At 57.3% G+C, this 3947-nt stretch carries 5 protein-coding genes and 1 pseudogene; 2 read left to right on the top strand and 4 right to left on the bottom strand.

What is annotated here, in order from left to right; all coding sequences use genetic code 11:
- A partial coding sequence (locus tag AC1DVH_RS27290) for a helicase-related protein (RefSeq protein WP_477756416.1) occupies positions 1–740 on the top strand: 740 nt, incomplete at its 5' end.
- 186 nt (positions 741–926) lie between these two features.
- Here AC1DVH_RS27290 and AC1DVH_RS27285 read toward each other — a convergent pair.
- From AC1DVH_RS27285 to AC1DVH_RS27270, 4 genes and pseudogenes are all read right to left on the bottom strand, one after another.
- Positions 927–1661 carry a DUF899 domain-containing protein gene (locus AC1DVH_RS27285; protein ID WP_477756415.1) on the bottom strand — a complete coding sequence of 245 codons (735 nt, stop codon included), beginning with the start codon at positions 1659–1661 and terminating at the stop codon, positions 927–929.
- 155 nt (positions 1662–1816) lie between these two features.
- On the bottom strand, positions 1817–2686 hold the full coding sequence (locus AC1DVH_RS27280; protein WP_477756414.1) for a DUF6279 family lipoprotein: 870 nt from the start codon (positions 2684–2686) through the stop codon (positions 1817–1819).
- 77 nt (positions 2687–2763) lie between these two features.
- Positions 2764–2883, bottom strand: a pseudogene (locus tag AC1DVH_RS27275) (TorF family putative porin); the annotation flags it as partial.
- A gap of 107 nt (positions 2884–2990) precedes the next feature.
- Positions 2991–3179, bottom strand: coding sequence for a hypothetical protein (locus AC1DVH_RS27270; protein ID WP_015096330.1), 189 nt, complete (start codon positions 3177–3179; stop codon positions 2991–2993).
- A 351-nt stretch (positions 3180–3530) separates the two neighbouring features.
- Between AC1DVH_RS27270 and AC1DVH_RS27265 the strand changes: the two genes are divergently transcribed.
- Positions 3531–3947 (top strand): S1-like domain-containing RNA-binding protein (locus AC1DVH_RS27265; RefSeq protein WP_477756413.1); only part of this gene is annotated, 417 nt, incomplete at its 3' end.

Genomic DNA, 3947 nt, shown 5'->3' with positions numbered 1-3947 from the left:
ACCCTGAGCACTTGCAACTCAACGCGGTCAGCCAGCTGAACGACACCACCCGCCAGCAAATCATTACCGCTGACCACAATCAGCACAAAGAACAGATCGTCAACTGGCTGCTGGCCAACGAGACCTACCAGAAGGCCATCGTCTTCACCAACACCCGGGCCATGGCCGACCGCATCTACGGTCGCCTGGTGGCGCAGGAATACAAAGCGTTCGTGCTGCACGGCGAGAAAGACCAGAAGGATCGCAAACTGGCGATCGACCGCCTGAAGCAGGGCGGCGTGAAAATCCTCGTGGCCACCGACGTCGCCGCTCGTGGCCTGGATGTCGACGGCCTGGACCTGGTGATCAACTTTGACATGCCGCGCAGTGGCGACGAATACGTGCACCGCATCGGTCGTACCGGCCGCGCCGGCAACGATGGCCTGGCCATTTCGCTGATCTGCCACGGCGACTGGAACCTGATGTCGAGCATCGAGCGCTACCTCAAGCAGAGCTTCGAGCGTCGTACGATCAAGGAAGTCAAAGGCACCTACGGCGGACCGAAAAAGGTCAAGGCCTCGGGCAAAGCCGTCGGCGTGAAGAAGAAAAAGACCGACGCCAAGGGCGAGAAAAAGAAAACCGCCGCCAAGACTCCGACCAAGCGCAAGAGCGCCAACCGGCCGAAGAGCGACTCGCTGGTCAGCAAGGACGGCATGGCCCCGCTCAAGCGCCGCAAGCCGGAAGCGCCGGCGGCTGAGTAAGTCGTTGTAGACGACCCAGGAAAAACCCGGACAGTGTCCGGGTTTTTTATGCCTGGCGTTTATCAGACTTCGGCTTTCTTCTCGGCGGATTCCAACTCCTTCAAGTGCTGATCGATCAACTGACACTTACCCGGCAGGCCCAGGCGGGCAGGGCACAAGCGAAGGCTGCGACTCGGTGTACGTTGGCTAACCCCCATGGCAGCAACTGGGGTTCGCCTGTTCTTCGTACCGGTCATGATGCCGCACCCACTCCATGATCTCCTCTTCGTTGCGGCCCTTAGGCGTCAGGTCGAGGTAGTTGTAGGCGCCGACCAGCATGTCCAGGCCCCGGGCATAGGTGGAGTAGGTATGGAAAATTTCCCCGGCGTCATTACGATAAAACACGCTGAGGCCGGGGAGTTCTTCCTCGGATCCGTCGGTTTTTTCGTAGTTGTACGTAGCCGTTCCGGCGGCGACGTCTTCGGCTCGGGCACTGACGTCGAAGTCGTAGTTGAAATCAGAACCTGCTGACGACACCCAGTCGAACTTCCAGCCCATGCGCCGCTTGAACGCCTGGTATTCAGCGAACGGTGCGTGGGAAACCGCCACTACCGCAATGTCGTGGTGGGCCAGGTGCTGGTTGGCGCCGTCGATGTGATCGGAGAGGAACGAGCAGCCAGAGCAGCCTTCGTCCCAGCCTTTGCCAAACATGAAGTGGTAGATGACCAATTGACTGCGTCCGCCAAACAAGTCCGCCAGTTTCAGTTCGCCATTGGGTCCCTGGAAGCGGTAGTCCTTGTCGATTTTCACCCAGGGCAGGGCGCGGCGTTCGGCGCTGAGTCTGTCCCTTTCCTTGGTAAAGGCTTTTTCGTGGGCAAGGTGCTGTTTGCGTGCGACGAGCCATTCTTCCCGCGACACGACGGGATGATTCTGAATGTTCATGATGTTTTCTCCTGCGTGGGGCGGGGAGGTGATTTACACAGCCTAGTCGTTTGGCTTGCGTGGAATTCGACATACCGCCGGTCAGTCGTCAGCAGAAGCCCGGCTGAAGGCTTCACCTCAGCCATAGAATCTCCCACAGGGGCATTGTGTGGGGATTAACTTTGTTTCGCCGTTTTCAAACACTTCAAGTCGCTGAAATCCTTCCTCACCCGCTCGATTTTCTTCAGCAAGCGCTCACGCTGGTCCGGCGTGCTTTCAGCCATCAGATCCACGAACAGCGAGCGCGCCTGGGCTTCGGTGTTGGCGAAGGCCTGACGATAGGCAGGCGTCCACAAACTCTCGCGATTGACCAGAAGTGTCTCGATCCGTTGTGGGAATTGTGGACTCTGGCGTTGCGCAACAACTGCGCTGAACTGCTTCTGCCAATGGATACGGTTGGCAATCCACTGGGTGTTCTGGTCGCCCAAGGCGTTGGACCAGGTGGCGACTCGCTGTTGCTGAGAAATGTTCAAAGGCCCGAGCCAGTCGTTCAGGCGCTTTTCCATGCGTTCGCCACGCTCCTTGATCTGCCGGGAGAGGGAGGGCTTGAGGTATTCCTCCTGGCGTTTGCGCTGGTCCTTGACGAAGGCATCGTTCATTTCGGTAACTTGCTTGTCATCCAGCCCTTGCAGCAACTCGACGGCCGACGGGGTGATTTCCCGGGCGGTCTCGGCAATCGCCTCTTCGGCTTCGTGGGTGCGGGCCTGCAAGGCGGCATCGGTGACCTGGTTGGTGGCGATCATGGTTTGCAGGCGGTCCAGCCAGTCGAGGTAGCCGGGCAATTGGGTGGTGCAGTGCCAACTCAGGTGTTCCTTCAGGCGTTCGTTCAGCCAGCTTTTTTGCTCGCCGTTCATGTCCAGGTAGTCGCTGAGCGTCCACGGAATGATCACGTCGAGGTTGCGGTAGGCCAGGCCCACGCGGCTGCACGCGCCGAGGGCGAGAGCGATGGTCAGTACTACGGCTATGTGATTGAACCAGCGGGACATGGGCGAATCCTTGCGAAAGCCAGCCTTCGGGGGCTGATTCTCATGTGAGCCCAGATTGAGCCCGGCAGTTCAGTCGATCAATAGAACGCGCGTTGGGTCTTGAGGGTGACCAGCCCGTTACACAGGCTGTTGTGCCCGACATAGGTCGAGCAACTGCTGCCGCGCAGGGTGGTATCGCTGTAGATCAGCTCGAGGTCGATGATTTTCACAGGATTTGATTTGGAGTGTCGCAGGGGAGAAGCGAGGGTTCCAGTCCAAGCGCTTCGAAGCTCAAAGCGCTTTGGGACCAGGTGACGCGAGGGAATTACTTTTTGCCCAGGGTGATCTGCTTGGACGGGCCGAACGTCTGGCCGCTGACGCCTTTGGCAATTTGCTGGATTTCACCGCCGGACTTGAGGAACGCAGCGATCTGGCTGTTGATCGATTCGCTGGTTTCGACGGCTGGAGCTGGCTTTGCTTTGCTGGTGGATGCTTTTACACGCATGGCGGCCATTAACCTGTAGAAAATTAACTTGGCCAGGCATCGTACAGGAATAACCTGATAATTGCTTGGCAAATATCCCCTCGGCATATTCGTGAGGTCGGGGTAAACAGGCATCGGCCAGTATTCGAAATAGGTGTCTAAGCCGCTGTTTTAACTAAGAACATTGCCTGGAAAAATACCGCGTTACGCTGGCCTGAGCATGGCGTAAATACCCGGATCGGTCTGACGAGCGGCCAGGTGCTCGATGCAAACCCCGGAAAATCAAGGCCTTCAGAGGAATTTCTCGTACCACCGGGCCGGGTGCCGAACGCGGCGCCTAAAACCGGGTAGAATGCCGCCCACGCAATGAGGGTATTGGACATGGCTTTAGTCGGGCGTTACAACAGTTTGCAAGTGGTTAAACACACTAACTTCGGTTTATATCTGGACGGTGGCGCGGATGGCGAAATCCTTCTGCCTAATCGTTATATTCCAAAAGATATTCCTACCGAAGATGAAGACTGGCTCAACGTTTTTATTTATCTGGACAGCGATGACAAACTCATCGCAACTACTGAAAAACCGAAAGTTCAAGTCGGTGAATTCGCCAGTTTGAAAGTTGTTGAAGTCAACAGCATCGGCGTATTCCTGGACTGGGGTTTGCCGAAAGACCTGTTGCTGCCGTTCTCCGAAGAGAAGCGTCAGATGACGGCGGGTGAGTATGTGGTGGTGCACGTCTACCTCGACAAACACACCCGTCGCATCACCGCGACCGCGCGTCTGGACCGCTACCTGGAC

It is taken from the genome of Pseudomonas sp. P4_C3 (assembly GCF_056402075.1).
This window is presented reverse-complemented; position numbering and strand designations above follow the sequence as displayed.

Coding starts and splice junctions, on each gene's coding strand:
- AC1DVH_RS27285 (WP_477756415.1), bottom strand. CDS start 1,661: ATGAACATTCAGAATCATCCCGTCGTGTCGCGGGAAGAATGGCTCGTC.
- AC1DVH_RS27270 (WP_015096330.1), bottom strand. CDS start 3,179: ATGGCCGCCATGCGTGTAAAAGCATCCACCAGCAAAGCAAAGCCAGCT.
- AC1DVH_RS27280 (WP_477756414.1), bottom strand. CDS start 2,686: ATGTCCCGCTGGTTCAATCACATAGCCGTAGTACTGACCATCGCTCTC.